Raw genomic sequence first — 25361 nt, forward strand, 5'->3', positions numbered from 1 at the left:
GCCCCGGCTGGATTCAGAGTTGCGCGCTCAGGCGCTTGATCTCGCGGTTCAGCACGCGCTCGTTGTCCGAGTAGTCGATCGGCAGGTCGATCACATGCACGCCCGGCGTGGCGAAGCATTCGCGCAACAGCGGCGCAAACTCCCCGGCCGCTGAAATGCGGTGACCCTTGGCCCCGTAGCTCTGCGCATAGGCCACGAAGTCGGGGTTCTGCAGCGTCATGCCGTAGTCGGGGAAGTTCATGTTCTCCTGCTTCCAGCGGATCATGCCGAAGGCGTCGTCGCGCAGGATCAGCACCACCAGATCGAGCTTCAGACGCACCGCCGTCTCGAGCTCCTGCGAGTTCATCATGAAGCCGCCGTCGCCGCACACCGCCATCACCTTGCGGTCCGGATGCACGATCTTGGTCGCGATCGCCGACGGCAAGCCCGCGCCCATCGACGCCAGCGCGTTGTCGAGCAGCAGCGAGTTCGGTTCGTGGGCCCGGTAGTAGCGCGCGAACCAGATCTTGTACATGCCGTTGTCCAGACACACGATGCCGTCCACCGGCGTGGTCTCGTAGACGTCGTTGACGATCCGCACCGGGTACATCGGGAAACGGTCGTCGAGCTGCCCTTTGACCAGATGCTCTTCGAAGTGCGCCTTGATCTCCTTGAAGCGCGAAAAATCCCAGTGCTCCTGACGCTCCTTGAGACTCTCCTTCATTTGCCACACCGCATTGGCGATGTCGCCCACTACTTCGATCTGTGGGAAATACACCGGGTCGACTTCCGCGCCGAGAAAATTCACGTGAATCACGGTCTTCTCGCCCGCGTCGCCGCTGCGCATGAAGAACGGCGGCTTCTCGATCACGTCGTGGCCCACATTGATGATGCAGTCCGCGTGATCGATGGCGCGATGCACGAAATCGCCGTCGGAGAGCGTGGCATTGCCGAGCCACAGGGGATGCGACTCGTCGATCACGCCCTTGCCCATCTGCGTGGTGAAGAACGGAATGCCGATCTGGTCGACGAATTCGCGCAGCATCCTGGTGGTGGTCTTGCGATTGCCGCCCGCGCCGATCATCAGCAGCGGATGCCTCGCGCTCGTGATGGCTTCGACCGCCCGCGCGACCGCCTTCTCTTCGGCAACCGGACGGCGGCTGAAGCTCTTCGGAATCGGCTTGCCGTCACCCTCTTCGTCGGCGACGTCTTCAGGCAATTCCAGATGCGCGGCGCCGGGGCGTTCTTCCTCCGCCTGCCGCACCGCTTCGCGCACCAGCGCAGGGATGTTGCCGATGGACACGATCTGCCGCGTGTACTTGGTAAGCGGCTCCATCATGCGAACCACGTCGACAATCTGGAAGTGCCCCTGCTTGCTGGTCTTGATCGGCTTCTGGCCGGTGACCATCAGCATCGGCATGGCGCCCAGTTGGGCGTACGCGGCGGCCGTGACGAGATTGGTGGCGCCCGGGCCGAGCGTCGAGAGGCACACGCCGATGCGGCCCGTCAGACGCCCATAGGTCGCCGCCATGAAGCCGGCCGCCTGCTCGTGACGGGTGAGAATCAGCCTGATTTTGGAGCGGCGCAGCGACTCGAGGAGATCGAGATTTTCTTCCCCTGGAATGCCGAACACGTACTCGATACCTTCAGCTTCCAGCGACTTGACGAACAGATCCGATGCTTTCATTGAGAGTCTCGCTTGACGAACGAGCGCGGACGGCACGCCCACGCAGTGGGATCCGGGACGGATGATCGAAGACGATGACGGGCGCGGCCACGTAGTAAGGAGTGGACGCGTCGAACAGCTTACTACCTGGGAGAAAAAACTGCGCGCAAGCCGGCAGGGATGACGAGGGTGCGGCGATGCAGCATGGGGAGCATGGCCACGTGGCTGCCCAGGCTACCGCACGATCGTGACGCAGTCGGACAGAACCGGCGGCGCGTTCTCGCCCGCCGTCGCATCGTAGAGGTCGGCGCGCGGACCCTTGGTCCACCAGGTGTAGCTGCCCGCCTGGTATTTCGCGCCGGACGCGGAGAGCGTATTGACGAACAGCATCGGCTGACCTTTGACGGGCACCAGCGCGAAGCTCTGGCCGTTCGCGGCGTTCCAGTAGGTCACCTGCAGGATCTTGCCGGTGGCGCAGGTGTATTTGTGGGTCTGCCGGTCTTTGGTCTGAATTTCAGCAAGGCGCAAGGGCGCAGCCCAGGCGCTGCCTGTCGACGCCGCGACTGCCAGCACACTCGTTACCGCGACGAGCCATTTCCGCATCCGCTGCCTCGCTAGGTGGTTAGCTGCTCAAGGATCGATGACGTCCGCGCATGCGTCGGTAGGCGCGGCCGCTACGTGGCCGACTACCGGCACGATCTTCAGACCGGCCGACGCCACCCGGCACGGCGCCGCGGCGAGACCGCAGCCGGCCAGTCCCGCGCATAGCGCGACCAGCACGCCCAGCGCACCGAGGCGCCCGGTCCGGCGAAGCCGCGCGATCTGGCGGGTGTCTGAGCTCATGGGTCCTTCTCCTGCCTTCGATACTTCAACGATCCGCATGCACGCGGGATGCGTGACGCGCGGATCGTACAAGGTGCGCGGATCACGCGGGTTGCGTGGACGACAACCCGATTGCGCCGCTCATTCCAGTACTTATTTCGCCGACACCGGCCGCACCGCTGCCGCAGCCTGCTTCGCACGGACACGGGCTTCGTCGGTGTCCGCACCGGTGGCGAGCGCCACGCCCATGCGACGCTTGACGAAACTCTCCGGCTTGCCGAACAACCGCAGATCGGCATCCGGCACGGCCAGCGCCGCCGCCACGCCTTCGAACGCGATACCGGCTTCGTCCAGACCGCCGTAAATCACCGCCGACGCCCCCGGCGCACGCAGCGCCGTATCCACCGGCAGACCGAGAATGGCCCGCGCATGCAATTCGAACTCGGACAGACGTTGCGAGCACAGCGTGACGAGCCCTGTGTCGTGCGGACGCGGACTCACTTCCGAAAACCATACGTCATCGCCGCGCACGAAAAGTTCCACGCCGAACAGACCCCGGCCGCCGAGCGCCGCCGTCACCTTGTGCGCGACATCGCGCGAACGTTCGAGCGCGAGCGGGTTCATCGGCTGCGGCTGCCACGACTCGACGTAGTCGCCCGCCACCTGCACGTGGCCGATCGGATCGCAGAAATACGTGCTCGTCTCGCCGGTTGCCGGATCGATCGCGCGCACGGTCAATTGCGTGATTTCGTACTCGAAGTCGATAAAGCCTTCGACGATCACGCGACCGTGATTGACGCGACCGCCGGCCATCGCGTATTGCCAGGCCGGTTCGACGTCGGCCTCGCTCTTCAGCACCGACTGCCCCTTGCCCGACGACGACATCACCGGCTTGACGACGCACGGATAACCCACCTTCGCGATGCCCGCCTTCAGCTCCTCGAGCGAATCCGCGAACGCATACGGCGACGTGGGCAAGCCGAGCTCTTCGGCGGCGAGACGGCGGATGCCTTCGCGGTTCATCGTCAGTTGCGTGGCGCGCGCCGTGGGGATCACTTCAGCGAGACCGTCGGCTTCGATTGCGGCCAGCGCATCCGTGGCGATGGCTTCGATTTCCGGCACGATCAGATGCGGGCGTTCCTGCTCGACCAGCGCACGCAAGGCGGCGCGGTCGGTCATGTCGATCACATGGGCGCGATGCGCGACCTGATGACCCGGCGCGTTCGGATAACGGTCGACCGCGATCACTTCCACGCCGAGGCGCTGCAACGCGATGATCACTTCCTTGCCCAGCTCGCCCGCGCCGAGCAGCATGACGCGCGTCGCCGAGTTCGAAAGCGGGGTGCCGATCCGTTGGCCGATCTGCATGGAGTCTCCAGAAAAATGTCAGATGAGATGGAATGGGTAGATCAGCAATGTTAACATGCGCAACCTCTGCACCGGACGCTCGGCGCCGTGCCGTGCGCGAGAGCGCTCGCGTGCGGCAACCTGAGTGCGTTACCCTTACGCCTTCGCCAGTTTGAAGAGGACCGACGCCATGTTCCCAACGTCTTCAGCGCGACGTCTTGCGCGTCTCGTTGCAGCGCTGCTTGCACCCCGTGCCGCCACGGTTTTTGCACCGTTGTTTGCAGCCCGTGTGGCACCATCCACTGCACCGCGGTTCGCGCCGTCCGGCTCGCGGGGGCGTCTGCCGGGACGCGCCACGTTTGCCGCGCTGAGCGTGGCGGCGTTGCTGAGCGCCTGCGCCATGCCCACCCATCCGGATACCAAAGCGCCGCCGCCCGACCCGTTCAACCCGGCCGCGACGCAATTGCTCGACGATACGTCGTGGGACCTCACCGGCTGGAAGCAGGCGGACGGCACGATGCGCACCATTCCAGGCGCCGACAGCGGTGCGCCGATCACGCTCACGCTGTCGACCGCTACCGGCCAGCGCCATGCCAGCGGCTTTTCCGGATGCAACCGTTACATGGGCACTTACGCGCTGAAGGACGGCAAGCTGAGCTTCGGGACGCTGGGCAGCACGCGGATGGCATGCTCCACACCGGGCGGCCAGATCGAAGGCGATTATCTCGACGCGCTCGGACACATCGACCACACCGGTGTGCAGATGCGGCCGCCGCAGGAGTTGCAGTTGATCCTCGACAATGGCGACAAGCTGGTTTTCGCGCGGCACGATCAAAAATGAGCGCGCGGGTGGCGCTTAGCCTGGGCGCTGCGGGGATCGACGACGTCCGCTCGGGCCGCGCCGCGTGCCGTGCTTTTTTTCAGGCGGGTCAGGCAGGCACAGGCCGCCCGCTTGCCGCTGTCTTCGAAGCGTCGTGCTTCGCCGGTTTAAACTCGACGGATTGCGTTTTCGCGGATCCGTCATTCGTTGATGTCTAGCATGCACACGGTAGTTTTCGGCTGGTTCGGCGGGTCGGCCGTCTGGTTCCTTCCTCTCTTGTGGCGTCTCGTGAAGTCTGTGCTGCCAGGCGGCGTCGGGCTGCGCGGGCCCGGCACGATCCGGCTGTGGCTCGGCTTTGTCTGCGTCCTCGTGGCGAGTTGCACGCTGGAGGCGTCGCTGCTCGGCATGGTGGGCATGGTCGGCGTCGACGGCTTCGGGCATGCGCTGGCGGCCGGCTTCGGCCGGCTGCTGGGCCACGTCGGCACGCCGCTGGTGATGCTCGGCCTGCTGGTGGTGAGCCTGCCGTGGCTGCTCGAGTTTCGCTGGAGCAGTGTCGCCTTGTGGGCGGATTCGGCATTCGGCCTCGGCCTGAGCCGCGGGCTGGCCAAACGCGATGAAGACGCGCGCCGCCGCAGCACGGTCGACGACACGCTGCCTCCGTACGCCTCGACGCCAACCAATACGATGGCCCCCAGGACCAAAGGCCGCTATGCGCGTCCGACCGTGTGGCGGCCGCCGGCTGCGACGCGTGGAGCGGGTGCTGGCGCGGCCGGTCTGGCTGGCGGGAAGGACGCGCTGGGTAAGGATGCGCTGGGGGGCGACGCGCGCGCGGCGGTTGCGGCGCCGGGCGGCGCGGGTTGGCAAGCACGAAATGCGACGCCGCGCGGTCAAGCCGCAGCGGCTGATCAGGCGGGACGGACACGGGCCGGTCCGCCGGCTTGGCAAGGCGCTGGACCGGCGCCGGCTCAGCATACCGGTGCTGCGATCGACAAGGCGGCTCCGTGGGCGCCGGCTGAACCCGTCGCGCCGGCGGGCTGGTTGCGCGAGCCGGGTTCGGCGGCGCGCGGAGCTGCAGTAGCGCGGGGCGTCGGGGCGGGGACGAGCGGCACAGCGGCTCCGTCGAAGGGAATCGTTCCTGGTCGGGTCGCACCTGGCGCGGCGCCCGCTTCCCCGGCAGCCGCGAACCGCGCGCCTTCGGCGCAACACGTCAATCAGCCGGTGCGCCCCGGCACGCCCTCCGCCGCTACGCCCGCCTCACGCCCCTCACCGGCGCCCGCTCCGACGCAAACGCAGCGACCGGTCGCCAACGCGGCGCAGGCGCATCGACATCCGGCCGTCTCCGGTTCGCGCGCCCCGAGCTTTTCGCGGCCCGCAGCAACGACCGAACACGTCACCCCGCCCGCCAGCGTGCAGGAGACGCTGCGCAGCATCGAAGAGAACGCGGCTCGCTGGACAACCATCGCAGGCGCGAGCCTCGCTCGACGCACGGTTCCAGAGGCGATCAGGTTTGCGAACGACGTGCCCGCCATGCCGGTTGCGGAGGACGTGACGCATGAGACGCCAACGGCAGCAACCGCGCCTGCGCCTGCGCCAATTCCAGCGCCGACTCCAACGCCTATGCCGGCGAGCGAGGCGGCAACGGTCGATGCGTCCAGCGCGCCTCTGGGCGAGCCGGCCGCCGAGGCCCCCGTCACTGCACACCACGAACTCGCCGAACCGGTGAGCTGGCCTATCGTGTCGCCTGAAGCCGGGTCGCCGGTTGACGATGCGCCGGTGGATAAACCCATTGAAGCATCCGCCCAGGTACTTCCCGCCGCCGTCGACACACCCGCGCACATGGACAGTCGCGAGGCACCGGCCACGCCGAACGTCGACCACGCGAGCGCTGCAAATGCGATGCACGCACCTGCGGCGGAGCTCGTCATCGACAAAGCGCTCGCGCCATGGGAGACGGAAATGGACGCCGCAACGCCGCCGTCCGCGCCCGCCCCTACCCCATCGAACGTCGTGCGCTTCCCCGGCTTCGCGGCGGCGAACGTTGCGAGCATCGACGCCCAGGCTACACGCGAGCCACTGTCGGACCCCATCGACAATCCCGACGACGACCCGCTCGACCACGTCAGCGCCTCAACCGCCATCCACGACACCGCACCCGCTTTCGCCGGAGTCCACGACGAAGCAAGCGACGAAGCAATCGAAGAGATTTTCGCCGAACCGAACGCTACGCCCCAGGACGCCCCCACCCCCGCGCCGTTCACCCTGCCGCGCAGCGAACCGGCCAACGAACCCATCGCGCCGCGCGCTCCGGTCAGCGGCCACACGCCCACCGTATTCGAATTCCGCGCGCCCGCTGCGTCGCGGGTCGAACTGCCGACGCTCGACCTGCTCGCGCGCGCCGACACCGATGTCGAACCCGTCTCCGAAGAACGGCTCGCCGAAACCGGCCAGTTGATCGAGCAGCGCCTGCAGGAGTTCAAGGTGCCGGTGACGGTGGTGGGCGCATCGGCCGGCCCGGTGATCACGCGCTTCGAAGTCGAGCCCGCGCTCGGCGTACGCGGCAGCCAGATCGTCGGCCTGATGAAGGACCTCTCGCGCGGCCTCGGCCTCACCTCGATCCGCGTGGTCGAGACGATCCCCGGCAAGACCTGCATGGGTCTCGAGCTACCGAACGCGAAGCGTCAGACCATCCGCCTGTCGGAAATCCTCGAGGCGAACGTCTACCAGCATTCGCACTCCATGCTCACGCTCGCAATGGGCAAGGACATCACCGGTCATCCGGTGGTCGCCGATCTCGCCAAAGCGCCGCACATGCTGGTGGCCGGCACGACCGGCTCGGGCAAGTCGGTGGCGATCAACGCGATGATCGTGTCGCTGCTCTACAAGGCGACGCCCGAAGAAGTGCGGTTGATCATGATCGACCCGAAGATGCTCGAACTGTCGGTCTACGAAGGGATTCCGCATCTGCTCGCCCCGGTCGTCACCGACATGAAGCTCGCCGCCAACGCGCTCAACTGGTGTGTCGGCGAAATGGAGAAGCGCTACCGGCTGATGTCGGCGGTCGGCGTGCGTAATCTCGCCGGCTTCAATCAGAAAATCCGCGATGCCGAGGCCGCCGGCAAGAAGCTCGGCAATCCGTTTTCGTTGACGCCCGAAGCCCCCGAACCGCTCGCCACGCTGCCGCTGATCGTGGTAGTGATCGACGAGCTGGCCGACCTGATGATGGTCGCCGGCAAGAAGATCGAAGAACTGATTGCGCGGCTCGCGCAGAAAGCGCGCGCCGCCGGCATCCACCTGATCCTCGCCACCCAGCGCCCGTCCGTCGATGTGATCACCGGCCTCATCAAGGCCAACATTCCGACCCGGGTCGCCTTCCAGGTGTCCTCGAAGATCGACTCGCGCACGATTCTCGACCAGATGGGCGCCGAATCGCTGCTCGGCCAGGGCGACATGCTGTTCCTGCCGCCGGGCACCGGCTATCCGCAGCGCGTGCACGGCGCGTTCGTCGCCGACGAGGAAGTGCATCGGATCGTCGAATATCTGAAGCAGTTCGGCGAGCCGCAATACGAAGAAGGCATTCTCGACGGCCCCGCCAGCGAAGGCGCGACCCAGGACCTGTTCGGCGACGCGCCGGACGCCGAAGCCGATCCGCTCTACGACGAAGCCGTCGCCTTCGTGGTGCGCACGCGGCGCGCGTCGATCTCGTCAGTGCAGCGGCAATTGCGCATTGGCTACAACCGCGCAGCGCGACTCGTCGAACAGATGGAAACGGCGGGACTGGTGTCGTCGATGGGCATCAACGGCAGCCGCGAAGTGCTCGCACCGGGACCGGCTGAATAGGCGAAAGCCGCTGCTGCGTCAGAAAATGAAACGGGCCTCGGAGGCATGCATGCTTCCGAGGCCCGTTTTGCTTAGGGTTCAAGACGCCTTAGGACACCGCTTCGTGACGCCACGTCACCCCCCCAACCTCATGACGGCGACACCAGCTTGAAATCCACCGGCGAGCCGATCTCAATCCGCTTCGGATTCGCCTCGAGCAAACCGGTCTGCTGATCGCGCCTGAACACATACGCGGTGTCGCTGTTCTGATTGCCGACGATCAGCCAGTTACCGGTCGGATCGATGGCAAACTCGCGCGGCGACTTGCCGAGGCTCGACTGCCGGCCCACCAGTTTCAGATGGCCGTTCGCCGCGTCAACCGCGAAGATCACAATCTCGTTCGCGTCGCCGCGGTTGGTCGCGTAGAGGAAGCGTCCGTCCGGCGACAGATGGATTGCCGCTGCCCCCACCTGCCCCTTGAAGCCCGGCTGCGTGAGCGGCGACACCTGCAGCAGCGTGAGCTTGCCGTCGTCGTAGCGGAACGTACTGACCGTCGCAGCCAGTTCGCTCGTCAGATATGCGTACTTGCCGTCCGCTCCAAACACCAGGTGACGCGGACCGCTGCCGGCCTTCACATCCGTATAACGCCACTCGGTCGGACCGAACAGGCCGCGGCTGCCATCCGGCGTGTAGCGGTACGAGTACAGCTTGTCCGCGCCGAGATCCTGCGCGAACAGATACTGGCCGTCCGGCGAGAACACGGTTGAATGCACATGCGAGTTGTCCTGACGACCCTTCACCGGACCGCCGCCTTCATGATGCACGGTCAGCACCGCCTGACCCACCTGGCCGTCCGCCTGCAGCGGGAACACCGCGAAGCTGCCGCCCGGGTCCGCCGCCACCGAATAGTTCGCGGTCAGCAGATACTTGCCGTCCGGCGAAATCTTCAGATAGCACGGGTCGTTGCCCTCCGCCGACACCTTGTTGAGAAAGGTCAACTGGCCGCTCGCCGGATCGAAGCCGAACGCGCTGATGCCGCCGCGTTGCGTGGCCGGGCCGTTGTCGCCGGGCAGTTCGTTGACCGCGTACACATGGCGGCGGTCGCTGCTCACCACGAGATACGACGGGTTGACCGTCTGCGCGACCGACACGCGGGTGGCCTCGCCGGTCTTCGTATCGAACCGGTAGACGTAGAGCCCTTCGCTCTTGCCGCCCGTGTAGGTGCCGACAATCATGTCGTAGACGCCGTCGGCCGGTGCCGGGCCGGCGTCCTGGGCAAACGCATGGGTAGCGACAATCGAGACCATGAGCACGAAACCTTTTATGATCGAACGGACAGACCGGGCAGATGGCGTCAAGGCGGCCTTCCGGACAGGTTGAAGCGAAGAGTGTGACGCGGCGCTTGCGGCGGCTTGGGCACTACGATGCATGTCGACCTCCTGGACATCGGGTTATTCGGTTTTGATGGTGTCGCTGGTCTGCCACGCGATTTGGAACGTTTTAGTTATCCGCGCCAGTATAGAAGATAGAAGCCAGGCGTTGAGCCGGATCGCGCAGCCCGCAAGGCTGGCAACCGGTGTTGGCGGGCGGTGCACCCTGCTGCCCATGAGAACCCTCTCTCACACCCGTCTCACCACTCGGAGTCTCAATGAACATCACCCTCAGCCTGGGCCCCGTCGTTTCGCTGATCGCCGGCATCCTCATCCTCGTGATGCCGCGTCTGCTCAATTACATCGTCGCGATCTATCTGGTCATCATCGGGGTGATCGGCATCTTCGGCGTAGGCGCTTCGCACTTTTGAGTTCGAGCGACTGGCGTGCGGACACAACCGGACGGCCCGTTGGCCCTGCCCGGCTGACGCGAAGTCAAGCGCAGGAGTCGACCCAGCCCCTCGGGATTACCCGCGTGGCTTAGCCGTTCGCGAGCTGGTCGAGCCGCAGACGTCCCTGCAGCGACAGGCCGCCGACGGCATAATGGCCGTCACCCTCCCGATGACGCTTGAAGCAGGCCCGCTCGATCAGGAACAGGGCAGCGGCCTGCATCCCGTTGCGGGACAGGCCGAGGCGGCCGGCATCGAGCGGCAGCATGGAATCGTCAGCGAGTTCGCTGGCGGCCGAGAGAATGGTGATGCAATCGGATTTCGACGGGTTCAGCATGGCTTTCGTCCTCGAAAACAGCGTTTGCGTGCGCGATAGACCGGCCTTCCCACGCCTGCGGCCCAATCTTCGCCCATCATCCAAAAGTCCGATTGTAGGCAGCGCTATCTCAAAATGCCAATGCGAAGTTGCCCCGAATCTGCCGCAAGCTGTCCCGAGGTTGTCCCGCTTTTGCCTGTCAGACCGGCTGAACCAAACCGCATGGCACAGGTCCGGTACTAAACAAAGCCCCGGGGCGTTCCGGGCGTACGCTTGACACGCCGGCCACGCCCCGCTCATTCCGCTTACCCAGTCACCTATGCCCGCACTCATCGAAGACTATGCCCTCGTCGGCGACGGCCACACCGCCGCACTGATCTCCCGTGACGGTTCCGTCGACTGGCTCTGCTGGCCGCGGTTCGACTCCGGCGCGTGCTTCGCCGCCCTGCTCGGCACGGAAAAAAACGGCCGCTGGCTGATCGCGCCCGTCTCCGACACGCCGGCGAAGATCACCCGCCGCTATCGCGGCGAAACGCTGATCCTCGAGACCGATTTCGAAACCGACGAAGGTGCGGTCACCGTGATCGACTTCATGCCGCCCGGCAACGGCTGGTCGGAGCTGGTGCGCATCGTCGTGGGCCGGCGCGGCACCGTGCGCATGAAGATGGAACTGGTGCTGCGTTTCGATTACGGCTTTTCGATTCCGTGGGTCAGCCGCCTGAAGCACGACAGCGGCATCAAGGCGATCGTCGGGCCGGATACCGCTGTGCTGCGCACGCCCGTCGAGCTGCGCGGCGAGAACATGCACACCGTCGCCGAGTTCACGGTATCGCCCGGCGAACGGGTGCCGTTTGCACTCGCTTATTCGCCGTCGCACCTGCGCATTCCGCCGGCCCGCGATCCGCACACCGCCCTCGCACGGACCGAGAACCACTGGCTCGAGTGGTCGGCGCGCAGCACGGTCGAAGGCAAGTACGCCGCGCCGATCCGCCGCTCGCTGATTACGCTCAAGGCGCTCGCCTACGAGCCGACCGGCGGCATCGTGGCGGCGCCTACCACGTCGCTCCCCGAGCAGCTGGGCGGCACGCGCAACTGGGACTACCGCTATTGCTGGCTGCGCGACGCCACCATCACGCTGCTCGCCATGATGCGCGGCGGCTACTTCGACGAAGCGCGCGCGTGGCGCAGCTGGCTGGCTCGCGTGATGGCCGGCGCGCCCGAGCAGTTGCAGATCATGTACGGGATCAGCGGCGAACGGCGCCTGCCGGAGTTCGAGGTGGACTGGCTGCCCGGCTACCAGGGCGCGAAGCCGGTGCGCATCGGCAACAATGCGGCCGGCCAGCTTCAGCTCGATGTGTACGGCGAAGTGATGAACGCACTGCATCTCGCGCGCGTGGGCGGCCTGCAAGCGGACGAGACCACCTGGAACGTGCAGTGCGAGATGCTCGAACACCTGGAAACGATCTGGCAGGAACCCGACGAAGGCATCTGGGAAACGCGCGGCGGCCGCCAGCATTTCACCTTCTCGAAGGTGATGGCCTGGGTGGCGTTCGATCGCGCGATCAAGTCCGCCGAATCGTTCGAGCTGCCCGGCCCGCTCGACCACTGGCGCGAGATTCGCGAGCAGATTCACGCGACGGTCTGCGAGAAAAGCTGGAATCCCCAGCTCAACGCCTTCACCCAGGTGTTCGGCGGCGACGAACTCGACGCGAGCGTGCTGCTGCTGCCGCAGGTGGGCTTCCTGCCGCCGTCGGATCCGCGCGTGATCGGCACGCTCGCCGCTACCGAGAAATACCTGCTGCGCGACGGCTTCGTGATGCGCTACCGCACGACGGAAGTCGACGACGGCCTGCCGCCCGGCGAGGGTACCTTCCTCGCGTGCAGCTTCTGGATGGTGGACAACCTCGCGATGCAGGGACGTGTCGCCGAAGCGGAGGCCATGTACGAACGCCTGCTCGCGCTCGTCAACGACGTCGGTCTGCTGGCGGAGGAATACGACCCGGCCGCGAAGCGCCTCGTCGGCAACTTCCCGCAGGCGTTTTCGCACGTGGCGCTGGTGCACACCGGGCTGAACCTGATGAAACACGAGCAGGAAATGGCGAGAGCGGCCGGACAGCCGCCGCATAACGGCACGGAGACGGGCAAACTTGACCCTGCGGCAACCCCGTATAGCGGCACGGCAACATCGCCCGTACCATGAGTTAATGACGTTTTAGCTGCCAGGGGGCGTCGCGTTGCTGCATTGCACAAATATACTTTGTCCGATATCATCAAACGAGACTCTTGGCCGATAATCAAGCGCCTACAACCACAACGGCCCGCTGCAACGCGAAACGCGTGTTTGCGAAGCCCCATGCGAATCGCCCCAACGCCGGAGCACCCATGCTCTATCAACTGCATGAATTCCAGCGGGCTCTGCTCAGCCCGCTGACCGCCTGGGCCCAGGCCGCGTCGAAATCCTTCGCGAATCCGGCCAGCCCTTTCGCCTATGTGCCAGGCGCCACACGTCTTTCCGCCGGTTACGAATTGCTCTACCGGCTAGGCAAAGACTACGAAAAACCCGAATTCAACCTGCACCAGATTGTTAAGGATGGTCATAACATCCCGATCATCGAACAGGCGATCGTCGAGAAGCCGTTCTGCCGTCTGCTGCGTTTCAAGCGTTTCGCCGACGACAGCGGCGCTGTCAGCCAACTGAAAGACGAGCCGGTCGTGCTGGTGTGTGCGCCGTTGTCCGGCCACCACTCCACGCTGCTGCGCGACACGGTGCGCACGCTGCTGCAGGACCACAAGGTGTACATCACCGACTGGATCGACGCACGCATGGTGCCGCTCGAAGACGGCGCGTTCCACCTCGACGATTACGTTGCTTATATTCAGGAATTCATCCGTCACATCGGCGCCAAAGATCTGCACGTGATCTCCGTGTGCCAGCCTACAGTGCCGGTGCTGGCCGCCATTTCGCTGATGGCGAGCCGCGGCGAAGAAACGCCGCGCACGATGACGATGATGGGCGGCCCGATCGACGCGCGTAAGAGCCCGACCTCGGTCAACTCGCTCGCCACGCAGCACTCGTTCGAATGGTTCGACAACAACGTGATCTACACGGTGCCGCCGAACTATCCGGGCGTGGGCCGCAAGGTCTATCCGGGCTTCCTGCAACACACGGGTTTTGTGGCCATGAATCCGGAACGGCACGCGGCCTCGCATTGGGATTACTACCAGAGCCTCTTGCGCGGCGACGAAGACGACGCCGAAGCGCACCGCCGTTTCTATGACGAGTACAACGCGGTGCTCGACATGGACGCCGACTATTACCTCGACACGATTCGCGTCGTCTTCCAGGAATTCCGTCTGGCTGAAGGCACCTGGGACGTGGCCGGCGAGCGCGTGCGGCCACAGGACATCAAGAAGACCGCCCTCTTCACGATTGAAGGCGAGCTCGACGACATCTCCGGCGACGGTCAGACGCGCGCCGCTCAGGACCTGTGCAGCGGCATTCCGGCGGAGCACAAGCAGCATTTCACCGCGGAAAAGTGCGGCCACTACGGCATTTTCTCGGGCCGCCGCTGGCGCACCATCATTTATCCGCAACTGCGTGACTTCATCCTTGCCCACAACAAGGCACCCAAGGTCGCGAAGGAAAAAGTCGAAGCCTGAAGGCAACGGCATGGCGCGATTCGGGTAAACCGGGACGTCAGCCAGAAGGTTGCGCGCGCATCGAACGCAAAACAACGGCCCCTGCAAGGGGCCGTTGTTGTTTGAGGCTCGCGAAAGCGCGCGCGGCGTCACCCGCACGCCTGCACCCCGATCGCGCGCTTCGCGCCGCCAGATAGCCGCGCGTGGCGCCTAACACCTGGCTCGGCGTGGTTAGGCGTGGTTCGGCCTGGGTGACCTTAGCGCCTGACTCGCCTGGCTTAGCGCGTGTTCTAGCGTCTAAGCAGATACGCGAGCAGCAACTCGGTGTTCATCTGCACGACTTCGCTACGCTCGGAAGCGCTGCTGAAATCGCGGCCGAGTGTCGCCTCCAGCGTGAAGCGATTCGACACGATGTAGTAGCCGAGGCCCGAGAGCGTGACGTAAAAGCGCAGCGGGTCGACATTGGTGCGGAACAGACCCGCGCGCTGGCCGCGTTCGAGAATGCTGCCCAGCGTCGCCACAATGGGCGAGATCATCTCCCGGATGCGCGTGGACTTCTGCATGTAGCGCGCCTCGTGCAGATTCTCATTGTTGATGAGACGCAGCAGCTCCGGATGATCCCGGTAGTAGTCCCACACAAAATGCGCAAGACGCGTAATGGCCTCGACCGGTGCAATACCGTTCAGGTCGAGCGTGCGCTCGGCCTCCGTGAGCGCGCCGAAGGCGTGTTCGAGGACGGCCGTGAAAAGCTGCTCCTTGCTACCGAAGTAGTAATAGAGCATGCGTTCATTGGTTTCCGCGCGGCGGGCGATCTGGTCGACGCGTGCGCCGAACAACCCACCATTTGCAAATTCCTCAGCTGCCGCGAGCAGAATACGGCGCCGGGTGCCTTCAGGATCTCTTTTGATTTTCGGCTGATTCATGGTGGCATCATCGTGAGCCGCGTTATCCGGATCGCGCCGCCGGCCTCTCCTCGGGCCTTGCACCGACAGCGTTAGCGGGCGCGCCATGGTTGGGGGACACCCTTCTGCGGTCTTTCGAAAAAGCGCTTCGATTATGGCACATGGTTTGACAATCGCAATCGGGGAAATCGGCGATAATGTGCTATTTCCCCTACGCCTGACGGAGCCAGCCAAAGCCGAGCTGCGCCCGTCTGTCGCCGAGCATGGCAAGCGCCCTGTCGGCAAGCCTCACCGTCGTGACCGTGACCGATTCCATAACACTCGCAGACCGCGTCGAAGATCTGCTCCCCCAGACACAATGTACGAAGTGCGGCTATGCAGCATGCCGCCCGTACGCCGAAGCAGTGGCCGTTGGCACAGCGAACTACAACCAATGCCCGCCGGGCGGTATCGAAGGCGTGGCGCGGCTGGCCGCCCTGCTCGGCAAGCCGGTGATCCCGCTCAATCCCGCCAATGGCGTCGAACGGCCGCGGCCCCTGGCCGTGATCGACGAGAGCCTGTGCATCGGTTGTACGCTGTGCATGCAGGCGTGTCCGGTGGACGCGATCCTTGGTGCACCGAAGCAAATGCACACGGTGATCGAGGCGCTCTGCACCGGCTGCGATCTGTGCGTCGCGCCCTGCCCGGTCGACTGCATTGCGATGGTCCCCGTTACGGGCGCGGCAACCGGCTGGGACGCGTGGACCGAAGCACAGGCGAGAGCCGCTCGCGAACACCACGACCAGCGCGAGGCGCGTCTCGCACGCGAACGCAATGCAGCGGAAGCCCGCGTGGCCGCTCGCCGGGCTGCGAGCAGCACAGCCAGTGAAGCGGCCGCTGCCGTGTCCGCTGCATCCGCTGCGCCTGCTGACACGCCGGCACCTGCTGCTACCGTAGCCGCCGCCGACGACGCCGATGCCAGAAAACGCGCGATCATCCAAGCCGCGCTCGAACGTGCCCGTCAGAAGAAGGCTGAACTGGCCGCCAAAGGCGCGGGTCCGCAAAACACGGAGCGCGTGAGCGCCGACGTGCAGGCCCAGATCGACGCAGCGCAAGCGCGTCGCCGGCGCCTCGGCATCGAGGAAACCGCTGAGTCCGCACCCACATCGCCAGCCGCCGACGCGCCCGCCACGCCTCGTGTACCCAAACCCTGACCTCCCGCCCCGGTATGAACACGAACAAACGCCGCGCCATCTACGAGACACTCCAGAGCCTCAACCCGCACCCCACGACCGAACTCGAATACACCACGCCGTTTGAACTGCTGATCGCGGTGATGCTGTCGGCGCAAGCCACCGACGTATCGGTCAACAAGGCCATGCGCAAGATGTTCCCGGTCGCGAACACGCCGCAACAGATCGTCGAGCTCGGCGAAGAAGGCGTGACCGGCTACATCAAGACCATCGGCCTCTACCGGACCAAGGCGAAGAACGTCGTCGCGACCTGCCGGATTCTGCTGGATCAATACGGCGGCGAAGTGCCGGACGATCGCGAGGCGCTCGAGAGCCTGCCGGGGGTCGGCCGCAAGACGGCCAATGTGGTCCTGAACACGGCCTTCGGCCATCCCACCATCGCGGTCGACACGCACATCTTTCGGGTTGCGAATCGAACCGGCCTGGCGCCAGGCAAGGACGTGCGCACGGTCGAAGCGGCGCTGGAGAAATTCACGCCCGCCGAGTTCCAGCAGGACGCGCATCACTGGCTGATTCTGCACGGCCGTTATGTCTGCAAGGCGCGTCGCCCCGAGTGCTGGCATTGCGTGATCGAACCGCTGTGCGAGTTCAGGCCGAAAACCCCGCCGCCCGATCTGTAAGCGGCATGCGGATTTCCCGCAATGCAACGCAATGCAATGCAGCGCGCAGTGGGCACGCGGCACCGCTGGCTACGTGCCGGCACCGCTGGCCGCTTGCCAGCGCCGCGCCGGCCCCCGGCGTAAAATGACCGCTTGTCGTCGCGCACAGGGTTGACCCTCACTGCGCGCACCCTTCAACACCGCTTCCAGTCCACGATGTTCAATCCCAGCCGCGACGAAGTCCGAAGCTTTTTCACCGAGACCTGGCGCAAGCAGCGCGAAGGCGCGATCCTGACACCGCTCGAGGCCATCGCCGCCGACTGGATCGTCGAACACCCCGAATACCACGCCGAGTTGACGGAGGGCGCCGCCGCGTCGGCGCAGGACTACTCGCCGGAGCGCGGCCAGACCAACCCGTTTTTGCATCTGTCGATGCATCTGGCGATCAGCGAGCAGTTGTCGATCGATCAGCCGCCCGGCATTCGCGCCGCTCACGAGCGTCTCGCTGCCCGTCTCGGCTCGACCCATGACGCGCAGCACGCGATCATGGAGTGCCTCGGGGAAACCCTGTGGGAAGCGCAGCGCAGCGGCACGCCGCCCGACACCGACGCGTACCTGCAGCGCATCGAACGCCGTGCCTCGCGCGACTGACCCGCGTCATCGTCAACGAAGCGTCGCTGCTTAGGGTTCACCCGAAAGCAAAACACCCCGCCAAGGCGGGGTGTTTTCATATCTGCAAGGCCACGCGAAGCGCGAGGTAAAACCCTTACTTCTTCTGGACCAGATCGCCGCTCAGCGATTCGACATACGCCGCGATGTCCTTCATGTCGCTTTGCGACAGGCTTTGCACCTGCGCCTGCATGATCGCGTTGTTGCGACCGAAGTGCGGATTGCCGTTGCCCATCTGATACTGGCGCAATGCCCAGTACACGTAATCGGAATGCTGACCCGCGAGCTTCGGATATTCCGGGCTCACCGGCTTGTTGAGGTTCACGCCATGGCAGGCCGCGCAGTTGTGCGCGTCGGCCAGCACCTTGCCGTTGTCGGCGTCGGCGGCATGCGCCACGTTGGCTGCGGCCAGACCGAACAGTGCCGCCGCTGCACAGGCAGCCTTGAACGTCGTGTGGAGTGCCAGTTGAGGCTTCTTCATGAATTCTCCTATCCCGCGAAAGTAAATAGCCGAGTGACTGGGTGGATGACGGCAGCCGGTTACTTGTCGGGATTGCTTTTCGAAGCGGGGGTCTGCGCCGCGTAGTACGCAGCGATGTCGGCAATGTCCTGATCCGACAACGACGCGGTGATGGCGTGCATCGTCTCGAAGTGACGGTCGCCCTTCTTGTATTCGTGCAACGCGTTCTCAAGGTACGCCTGATTCTGGCCGCCGAGGACCGGCACCCGGTAGACCTCCGGGTATGCCGTGCGGTATTCAGGAATGCCGTGGCAGCCAATACACATCGCGACCTTGCCCTGACCTGCCTTGGCGTTGCCGACGACATCCGCGGCCTGCGCACTGGCCGCGTAGCCCGCTAGCACCGACAGCGCTGCGATTACGACGTGTTTGCCAACGATTTTATTCATAGCATGTAACCTGGCTTGAGGGGAAACGGGCGCCCGAAAGGCAACAGCCTGCACCATTCTTATTCTAGGGTTACCACGCAGGCCAAAAAAATCGGGCTAATTGTACCGCGCCGCTATCGCGGGCGTCCACCGGGCGGGAGGCGCGGCCCGGCGCGCCTCCCCGCTCGACACCCGCCGCCCGTGCGCCGCCCGCCCACCGGGCCGCGCCCCGGCAAGCGGTGCGGATGACACCATACGCCAGCCCGATTCAGCCCAACAGGGCTTCTGACTTATACTGGAATTTTTCCCGAACGAGCGTCTCGCCATGCGTTTCGAAGGCTCATCGCAATACGTCGCCACCGACGACCTCAAGCTCGCGGTCAACGCCGCGATGACCCTGCAGCGCCCGCTCCTCATCAAGGGCGAACCCGGCACCGGCAAGACGATGCTCGCCGAGGAAGTGGCGGCGGCCCTCGGCATGCCGCTCCTGCAATGGCACATCAAGTCCACCACGAAGGCGCAGCAGGGGCTGTACGAATACGATGCGGTGTCGCGCCTGCGCGATTCGCAGCTCGGCGACGAGCGCGTCAAGGACATCCGCAACTACATCGTCAAGGGCGTGCTATGGCAGGCGTTCGAAGCGGATGAGCAGACCGTGCTGCTGATCGACGAGATCGACAAGGCCGACATCGAATTCCCCAACGACCTGCTGCGCGAACTCGACCGCATGGAGTTCTACGTCTACGAGACGCACGAACTGGTGCGCGCGAAGCACCGTCCGCTCGTCATCATCACCTCGAACAACGAGAAGGAACTGCCGGACGCGTTCCTGCGCCGCTGCTTCTTCCACTACATCAAGTTCCCGGACCCGGTGACGATGCAGCAGATCGTCGAAGTGCACTTCCCCAACATCAAGAAAGACCTGCTGAGCGCGGCGATGGCGAGCTTTTTCGAACTGCGCAACGTGTCGGGCCTGAAGAAGAAGCCGTCCACCTCGGAACTGCTGGACTGGCTAAAGCTGCTGCTCGCCGAAGACATTCCGCCCGAAGCGCTGCGCTCGTCGGACCAGAAGCAGATCATTCCGCCGCTGCATGGCGCGCTTCTGAAGAACGAGCAGGACGTGAGCCTGTTCGAGCGGCTCATCTTCATGAACCGCAACAACCGTTGAACCGAGCGCGTGCGCCTGAACCGCCTGAACCCTTCTGGATCAGATACGCACGCCTGACGCCGGCGCACCCGCGACTCGGTGCGCCGCTGCAGAGGAACCCGCATGCTGATCGACTTCTTTTATTCGTTGCGCGCGGCCAGATTGCCGGTCTCCGTGAAGGAGTACCTGACGCTGCTCGAAGCGCTCAAAGCCAATGTGATTGCGCCGTCGCTCGACGAGTTCTACTACCTCGCCCGCCTGACGCTGGTGAAAGACGAGCAGTATTTCGACAAGTTCGACCAGGCCTTCGGCGCCTATTTCAACGGCGTGGCAATGAAGTCCGAACTGGCGCTCGACATACCGCTCGACTGGCTGAAAAAGAAGCTGCAGCGCGACCTGTCGCCGGAGGAGAAGGCGCAGATCGAGGCAATGGGCGGCCTCGACAAGCTGATGGAGCGTCTGAAAGAACTGTTCGACGAACAGAAGGACCGTCACGAAGGCGGCAACAAGTGGATCGGCTCGGGCGGCACGTCGCCGTTCGGTAACGGCGGCTACAACCCGGAAGGCATCCGCATTGGCGGCGAGTCGTCCGGCAACCGCACCGGCGTGAAGGTGTGGGAAGCGCGCGCCTATCGCGACTACGACGATCAGGTCGAAATCGGTACACGCAACATCAAGATCGCCTTGCGCCGGCTGCGGCGCTTCGCGCGCGAAGGCGCCGCCGAAGAGCTCGACCTGCCCGACACCATCCGCAGCACCGCGGCGAACGCCGGCTGGCTCGATCTGAAGATGGTGCCGGAGCGCCACAACAACGTGAAGGTGCTGATGCTGCTCGACGTGGGCGGTTCGATGGACGACCACATCAAACGCACCGAAGAGCTGTTCTCCGCCGCCAAGGCCGAGTTCAAGCATCTCGAGTTCTATTACTTCCACAACTGCGTGTACGACTTTCTGTGGAAAAACAACCGCCGCCGTCATGCGGAACGCATGCCCACCTGGGACGTGCTGCACAAGTTCACGCCGGAGTACAAGCTGATCTTCGTGGGCGACGCCACCATGAGCCCGTACGAAGTGCTGCAGCCCGGCGGCTCGGTGGAGTACAACAATCCCGAGGCGGGCGCCGTGTGGTTGCGACGCCTCGCGGACCACTTTCCGCACCATGCATGGCTGAATCCCGAACCCGAAGGCCTATGGGAATACCGGCAATCGGTGTCGGTGATTCGCGAAGTGCTGGGCCACAGGATGTATCCTCTCACCCTCGCCGGCCTGGAAACCGCGATGCGCGCGTTGAGCAAGTAGCTTGAATCGACCCGCCGGGCGCAAGCCAGGCCAGGCGATGCGTGCAAGCCGGGCCCTACGTGGCGCCGGCAAGACCTTACCCACAAGAAACCCGAGACCTTCTGCATGAGTTCCCCTTCGTCGCCCGAACTGTCCCCTTCCGCCGCGCCGCCGGCGCGCCTTCGGCCGTTCTCGGACACCTCGCTATCGGCGGTGGTCGCCGGCTTCGTCGCGATGATGACGGGCTATACCAGTTCGCTCGTGCTGATGTTCCAGGCAGGTCAGGCGGCGCATCTGTCCGACGCACAGATTTCCTCGTGGATCTGGGCGCTTTCGATCGGCATGGCGCTGTGCACGATCGGCCTGTCGCTGCGCTTTCGCGCGCCGATCGTAATCGCGTGGTCGACGCCGGGCGCCGCCCTGCTGGTCTCGTCCTTGCCGCATGTGGCCTATCCGGAGGCGATCGGCGCGTTTATCGTCTGCGCGCTGCTGTTGACCGTGGTCGGTCTGACCGGCTGGTTCGATACGCTGATGAAGAAGATTCCAGCCGGGATCGCCTCGGCGCTGCTGGCGGGCATCCTGTTCGAGATCGGCATCGAAATATTCCGCGCGGCGCAATTCCAGACCGCGCTGGTGCTGGCGATGTTCTTCACGTACCTTGTCATCAAGCGCCTCGCGCCCCGCTATGCGATCGTGACCACGCTGATCGTCGGCACGGCGGTGGCCGGCGGCCTCGGCCTGCTCGATTTCAGCCACTTCCATGTGGCCCTCGCCAGACCGGTGCTGACCTTGCCCACTTTCTCCGTTGCGGCCATCGTCAGCATCGGCATTCCGCTGTTCGTGGTCGCCATGGCCTCGCAGAACGTGCCCGGCATCGCCGTGCTGCGCGCCGACGGCTACACCACGCCGTCCGCCCCGCTGATCGCCACCACCGGCATCGCCTCGTTGCTGCTCGCGCCGTTCGGCTCGCACGGCATCAATCTTGCGGCGATTACCGCGGCCATCTGTACCGGCCCCGAAGCCCACGAGGACCGCAACAAGCGCTACACCGCCGCCGTCTGGTGTGGCGTGTTCTACCTGATCGCCGGGATCTTCGGCGCCACCATCGCCGCCCTGTTCGCCTCGCTGCCCAAGGCGCTGGTGGTCTCGGTGGCGGCGCTCGCGCTGTTCGGCTCGATCATGAGCGGGCTGGCCAACGCCATGCAGGACCTGAAGCAGCGCGAAGCGGCGCTGGTCACCTTCATGGTGACCGCCTCCGGCCTCACGCTGCTGTCGATCGGCTCGGCGTTCTGGGGGCTGGTGGCGGGCGTGCTGACGCAACTGGTGCTGAACGCGCGGCGCGCCTGAGCGAAGGCCGAAGCACGGCTGAACCAAGGCTGAAGCCTCGCTGAACAAGGCCTCGTCAGAAGGCTGAACGGACCGGCGCATGCCGATGTCAAAACTGCATCATCCGATCCGCCATAGAATAGAAGCATCGGGCGGCATTCCACGGCAAAATCACGGGAGTGCCGCAGCGTGACATGCTGCCGCCGGCGCGACCGCCCAGGTTACCGCTGCGGCACCCTCCAACTCTGGACCATTGCGCCTGTGCGCCTTGAAGGCTCGACATGACTACCGCACTCGATCAACTCAAGCAATTCACGACCGTCGTCGCCGATACCGGTGACTTCCAGCAACTCGCCCAGTACAAGCCACAGGACGCGACCACCAACCCGTCGCTGATCCTCAAGGCCGTGCAGAAAGACGACTACCGTCCGCTGCTCGAAAAAACCGTGCGCGATCACGCGTCGAAGCCGGTCGGCGAGATCATCGACCATCTGCTGATCGCCTTCGGCACCGAAATCCTCAAGATCATCCCGGGCCGCGTCTCGACCGAAGTCGACGCGCGCCTGTCGTTCGACGTCAAGGGCTCGATCGACAAAGGTCACGAACTGATCAAGCTGTACGAAGCCGCCGGCATCGGCCGCGAGCGCATCCTGATCAAGCTCGCCTCCACGTGGGAAGGCATCCGCGCGGCTGAGCAACTGCAGAAAGAAGGCATCCACTGCAACATGACGCTGCTGTTCTCGCTCGCCCAGGCCGCCGCCTGCGCCGAAGCCGGCGCGCAACTGATCTCGCCGTTCGTGGGCCGCATCTACGACTGGTACAAGAAGAACGCCGGCAGCGCCTGGGATGAGGCGAAGGACGGCGGCGCGAACGATCCGGGCGTGCACTCGGTGCGCCGCATCTACGCGTACTACAAGAAGTTCGGCTACAAGACCGAGGTGATGGGCGCGAGCTTCCGCACGCCCGGCCAGGTGCTGGAACTGGCGGGCTGCGACCTGCTGACGATCAGCCCCGACCTGCTGCAGAAGCTGCAGGACAGCACCGGGAAGGTGGAGCGCAAGCTGTCGCCGGAACTGGGCCAGAGCGGCAGTATCGAACGCGTGCCGGTCGACGAGTCGTCGTTCCGCTTCCTCGTCAACGACGAAGCCATGGCCACCGAAAAGCTCGCCGAAGGCATCCGCGCGTTCGCCGCCGACGCCGTCAAGCTGGAAAAGCTGATCGAAGAACTGCGTTAACCGCCACGATTTGACCGGGAGCCGTACGGTTTGACCGGTTTTCACAATTGACGCCACAGCAGACGACTACAATCGTTTGCTGTGGCGTTGTTCTGTCCGCTTGGGCATCACGGCGCTGCGCATACCAATACTCCTCGGAGACGACGATGCAAATTCAGCCCTATGTATTTTTCAATGGCCGCTGCGAAGAAGCGCTGGGCTTCTATGCCGACAAGCTCGGCGCCGAAGTGCTGTTCAAGATGCACTACAAGGACGCGCCGCCCGACGCCAACCGTCCGGCCGACGCGAAGAACGACAATCTCGTCATGCATGCCTCGGTCAAGATCGGCTCGAGCATCCTGATGATGTCCGACGACTGCATGAGCGAAAAGGTCACCCACGACGGTTTCAGGCTGTCGCTGACGGGCGATGACCTTGCTCACGGCGAAAAGCTTTACAACGCGCTCGCGGAAGGCGGCACCGTCAACATGCCCTGGCAAGCCACGTTCTGGACCCAGGGCTTCGGCATGGTGACCGACAAGTTTGGCATCGGCTGGATGGTGACGATTCCCGACGCCAACTGAACCAGGTCCATTGCCGCCGGCTGAGGGACAAGGGGACAAGGACCACCGGCACAACGAAGACGGAGCGCCCCTCCGCGCGGCTAGGCCGCGGCACTGACCGGGTCGCCGTGCCGCTCGATGTTCCAGTTCGGCTCCGTTTCGAGCAGCAGCGCCCGCAAGTGGTCCACCTGCTCGATCATGCGTTCGCCCAGCCAGTACGGCCCCTGCAGTTCGGGGGCCAGGTGCGGCGCGAGTGCACGGCTCGGGACGCGCGCCAGCACGACCTTGGGTGCGAGAAATCGCGCCGCGCCGCCAAAGCGCAAGCCGCGCGCCATCGCCAGCAGCATGGCCCGCACCGCGCGCGACTCGGCGCCGCATTGCCGCGCGAAGGCCGCACGTCCGGCGGCGTCCGCCTGAGCCAGCGCGCCGGTCGCCATGATTTCCAGCGCACTCAGCACCGAGCGGTGCACGCGCTGGATCTCTTCCAGCTTGCCCGGCGGCGCCTCGATCTCCTTCGCAACCGAGGGCATCAACGCGCGCAATTGCACCAGCCGCGCGTTCAACTCCAGAAACGTCTTGATCTGCTGGTCCGCATCGAACGGTGCGCCATCCACGAGGCGCATGTAGATTCGCGCGCAGCCGCGCAGATTGTCGGCGAGCAGGTAACGCCATGAATAGGTCGCATGCAGCGGCAGCGCAAACGAGAACGCCAGCGCGATCACAATGCCGATCAGCACGTTTAGCGTGCGCCACAGGCCTGTATCGATCAGGTTGTCGCCGTGGCCCGCGACGATGCACATGGTGATCGCCGTCAGCAGTCCGATATAGCCGCCCTTGCCGATCGCGTACCACGCACAGATGCCGGCCACGACGGACATCAGCACGTAGGTGAGCCATAGCGAGCCGAACAGGTTCTGCTGCAGGATCAGCGCGAGTCCGATGGTTGCGCCGAGTAACGTTCCGGCCGCCCGCTCCGCGGCCTTCTTGCGGATATTGCCGTGATGCTGCAAGCCGCCGATCACCACCAGCAGCGTCACCGACGACCAGATGCCGTGCGGGATATGGATGCCGGTCGTAGCGAGGATCGACACGATCATCGCCAGCCCGACCCGCACGCTATGCAGCAGTTTGGCGTGCCGGTAACGGTAGTACGGCGAAGTGATCACCCTGATTGCCCGGCCGATGGCGGTACGGCGCGGGACCACGGGATCCGAATCGGTTGAGGACATGGGCGTGCGGAAGTGAGAGAGGCAACCTGCCTATGCTGCACCAAAATGCAAAACGCCCGCAAATTTTCGTTGCGGGCGTTCGTTGCATGC

At 64.7% G+C, this 25361-nt stretch carries 23 protein-coding genes; 13 read left to right on the forward strand and 10 right to left on the reverse strand.

The features are described from left to right. Positions 1 to 13: 13 nt before the first annotated feature. From BUS12_RS34295 to purT, 4 genes are all read right to left on the reverse strand, one after another. Complete coding sequence (locus tag BUS12_RS34295; protein WP_074301964.1) at positions 14 to 1666, reverse strand: acetolactate synthase large subunit; 1653 nt, start codon at positions 1664 to 1666, stop codon at positions 14 to 16. Between the two features lie 213 nt (positions 1667 to 1879). Next, on the reverse strand, positions 1880 to 2248 hold the full coding sequence (locus tag BUS12_RS34300; protein ID WP_074301965.1) for an MliC family protein: 369 nt from the start codon (positions 2246 to 2248) through the stop codon (positions 1880 to 1882). A gap of 27 nt (positions 2249 to 2275) precedes the next feature. Beyond that, positions 2276 to 2488 (reverse strand): DUF6726 family protein, encoded by a 213-nt coding sequence (locus tag BUS12_RS34305; protein ID WP_074301966.1) that lies wholly within the window; start codon positions 2486 to 2488, stop codon positions 2276 to 2278. 132 nt (positions 2489 to 2620) lie between these two features. Beyond that, the gene (gene purT, locus BUS12_RS34310) at positions 2621 to 3835 is read right to left on the reverse strand and encodes a formate-dependent phosphoribosylglycinamide formyltransferase (protein WP_074301967.1); all 1215 of its coding nucleotides are present in this window, start codon (positions 3833 to 3835) and stop codon (positions 2621 to 2623) included. A 268-nt stretch (positions 3836 to 4103) separates the two neighbouring features. Here purT and BUS12_RS34315 point away from each other — a divergent pair, with 268 nt between their 5' ends. After that, the gene (locus BUS12_RS34315; protein WP_437123892.1) at positions 4104 to 4655 is read left to right on the forward strand and encodes an META domain-containing protein; all 552 of its coding nucleotides are present in this window, start codon (positions 4104 to 4106) and stop codon (positions 4653 to 4655) included. Positions 4656 to 4853: 198 nt separating this feature from the next. Then, complete coding sequence (locus tag BUS12_RS39710; protein ID WP_074301969.1) at positions 4854 to 8471, forward strand: FtsK/SpoIIIE family DNA translocase; 3618 nt, start codon at positions 4854 to 4856, stop codon at positions 8469 to 8471. 128 nt (positions 8472 to 8599) lie between these two features. On the opposite strand, the gene BUS12_RS34330 is transcribed toward BUS12_RS39710, so the two are convergent. Beyond that, on the reverse strand, positions 8600 to 9880 hold the full coding sequence (locus BUS12_RS34330; protein ID WP_074301970.1) for a lactonase family protein: 1281 nt from the start codon (positions 9878 to 9880) through the stop codon (positions 8600 to 8602). A 218-nt stretch (positions 9881 to 10098) separates the two neighbouring features. Here BUS12_RS34330 and BUS12_RS34335 point away from each other — a divergent pair, with 218 nt between their 5' ends. Then, positions 10099 to 10251, forward strand: coding sequence for a DUF3096 domain-containing protein (locus tag BUS12_RS34335; RefSeq protein WP_074301971.1), 153 nt, complete (start codon positions 10099 to 10101; stop codon positions 10249 to 10251). A 109-nt stretch (positions 10252 to 10360) separates the two neighbouring features. On the opposite strand, the gene BUS12_RS34340 is transcribed toward BUS12_RS34335, so the two are convergent. Then, positions 10361 to 10606 carry a hypothetical protein gene (locus BUS12_RS34340; protein WP_074301972.1) on the reverse strand — a complete coding sequence of 82 codons (246 nt, stop codon included), beginning with the start codon at positions 10604 to 10606 and terminating at the stop codon, positions 10361 to 10363. A 298-nt stretch (positions 10607 to 10904) separates the two neighbouring features. Here BUS12_RS34340 and BUS12_RS34345 point away from each other — a divergent pair, with 298 nt between their 5' ends. Together BUS12_RS34345 and BUS12_RS34350 are read left to right on the forward strand one after the other, a co-directional pair. Beyond that, on the forward strand, positions 10905 to 12785 hold the full coding sequence (locus tag BUS12_RS34345) for a glycoside hydrolase family 15 protein (RefSeq protein ID WP_074301973.1): 1881 nt from the start codon (positions 10905 to 10907) through the stop codon (positions 12783 to 12785). 182 nt (positions 12786 to 12967) lie between these two features. Next, positions 12968 to 14245, forward strand: coding sequence for a polyhydroxyalkanoate depolymerase (locus tag BUS12_RS34350; RefSeq protein ID WP_074301974.1), 1278 nt, complete (start codon positions 12968 to 12970; stop codon positions 14243 to 14245). Positions 14246 to 14514: 269 nt separating this feature from the next. Here BUS12_RS34350 and BUS12_RS34355 read toward each other — a convergent pair whose 3' ends face one another. Further along, a complete protein-coding gene (locus BUS12_RS34355; protein WP_074301975.1) occupies positions 14515 to 15147 on the reverse strand; it encodes a TetR/AcrR family transcriptional regulator in 633 nt (210 codons plus the stop codon). Positions 15148 to 15422: 275 nt separating this feature from the next. Here BUS12_RS34355 and rsxB point away from each other — a divergent pair, with 275 nt between their 5' ends. The 3 genes from rsxB (at position 15423) to BUS12_RS34370 (ending at position 17608) form a co-directional block, all read left to right on the forward strand. Next, on the forward strand, positions 15423 to 16319 hold the full coding sequence (gene rsxB / locus BUS12_RS34360) for an electron transport complex subunit RsxB (protein WP_253190319.1): 897 nt from the start codon (positions 15423 to 15425) through the stop codon (positions 16317 to 16319). A 14-nt stretch (positions 16320 to 16333) separates the two neighbouring features. Next, a complete protein-coding gene (gene nth, locus BUS12_RS34365; RefSeq protein WP_074301977.1) occupies positions 16334 to 16978 on the forward strand; it encodes an endonuclease III in 645 nt (214 codons plus the stop codon). Positions 16979 to 17173: 195 nt separating this feature from the next. Beyond that, entirely contained in the window at positions 17174 to 17608 is a 435-nt protein-coding gene (locus BUS12_RS34370; protein WP_074301978.1) for a DUF1841 family protein, read from the forward strand. A gap of 115 nt (positions 17609 to 17723) precedes the next feature. Here the strand turns inward: BUS12_RS34370 and BUS12_RS34375 are convergent, their stop codons facing one another. Both BUS12_RS34375 and BUS12_RS34380 read right to left on the reverse strand, forming a co-directional pair. After that, entirely contained in the window at positions 17724 to 18107 is a 384-nt protein-coding gene (locus BUS12_RS34375) for a c-type cytochrome (protein ID WP_074301979.1), read from the reverse strand. A gap of 59 nt (positions 18108 to 18166) precedes the next feature. After that, positions 18167 to 18535: a c-type cytochrome gene (locus BUS12_RS34380; RefSeq protein ID WP_074301980.1), complete on the reverse strand. Its 369-nt coding sequence runs from the start codon at positions 18533 to 18535 to the stop codon at positions 18167 to 18169. 304 nt (positions 18536 to 18839) lie between these two features. On the opposite strand from BUS12_RS34380, the gene BUS12_RS34385 reads away from it, so the two are divergent. From BUS12_RS34385 to yjdN, 5 genes are all read left to right on the forward strand, one after another. Continuing rightward, entirely contained in the window at positions 18840 to 19682 is an 843-nt protein-coding gene (locus BUS12_RS34385; RefSeq protein ID WP_074301981.1) for an AAA family ATPase, read from the forward strand. Between the two features lie 102 nt (positions 19683 to 19784). Further along, positions 19785 to 20960: a vWA domain-containing protein gene (locus tag BUS12_RS34390; RefSeq protein WP_074301982.1), complete on the forward strand. Its 1176-nt coding sequence runs from the start codon at positions 19785 to 19787 to the stop codon at positions 20958 to 20960. A gap of 105 nt (positions 20961 to 21065) precedes the next feature. Next, positions 21066 to 22286, forward strand: a complete 1221-nt coding sequence (locus BUS12_RS34395; RefSeq protein WP_074301983.1) for a benzoate/H(+) symporter BenE family transporter — start codon at positions 21066 to 21068, stop codon at positions 22284 to 22286. Between the two features lie 260 nt (positions 22287 to 22546). Further along, entirely contained in the window at positions 22547 to 23500 is a 954-nt protein-coding gene (gene tal / locus BUS12_RS34400) for a transaldolase (RefSeq protein WP_074301984.1), read from the forward strand. A gap of 146 nt (positions 23501 to 23646) precedes the next feature. Next, complete coding sequence (yjdN, locus tag BUS12_RS34405) at positions 23647 to 24063, forward strand: VOC family metalloprotein YjdN (protein WP_074301985.1); 417 nt, start codon at positions 23647 to 23649, stop codon at positions 24061 to 24063. An 80-nt stretch (positions 24064 to 24143) separates the two neighbouring features. Here yjdN and BUS12_RS34410 read toward each other — a convergent pair whose 3' ends face one another. Beyond that, entirely contained in the window at positions 24144 to 25271 is a 1128-nt protein-coding gene (locus BUS12_RS34410; protein WP_074301986.1) for an FUSC family protein, read from the reverse strand. Between the last annotated feature and the right edge of the window lie 90 nt (positions 25272 to 25361).

The sequence above is a fragment of the Paraburkholderia phenazinium genome, assembly GCF_900142845.1.
Taxonomy (GTDB): Bacteria; Pseudomonadota; Gammaproteobacteria; order Burkholderiales; family Burkholderiaceae; genus Paraburkholderia; species Paraburkholderia phenazinium_A.